Below are 335 nucleotides of genomic sequence, written 5' to 3' on the forward strand. Positions count from 1 at the left end.
GTTTGTTGTAATGTGCCCAGCTGATACTGCTCGCTGAAGGCACGCACAACAACGTTTCCGGCACGGGTCGAAGAAACCGTGGCGCTGTAAACCCCTGGTTTTATTTCCGAAATGGCACCAACGGTTACACCATTAGTGTCTTGCGGAACAAGTCGCAGGCGGCTGGCTTCTCCCGTCACCGGATTACCCTCGGAGTCCACCGCTGTCAGTGTCAGCGTGTAGGCTTGCTGACCATCAGCAACCACATCACCTGACGGCTCGTTAGCGCTCAGGGTGGAGTTTGCCACATCCATCATCGTGGCCCGCAGTTCTGCAGTGACAGTTTTGCTCATGTC

At 55.5% G+C, this 335-nt stretch carries 1 protein-coding gene; it reads right to left on the reverse strand.

Features of this window, described 5'->3' with window-relative positions; genetic code table 11:
• Positions 1-335: invasin domain 3-containing protein (locus tag A1D26_RS05915; protein WP_157403143.1), on the reverse strand; the 335-nt coding region annotated here is incomplete at both ends.

This window comes from Ursidibacter maritimus, assembly GCF_009761395.1.
Lineage (GTDB): Bacteria > Pseudomonadota > Gammaproteobacteria > Enterobacterales > Pasteurellaceae > Ursidibacter > Ursidibacter maritimus.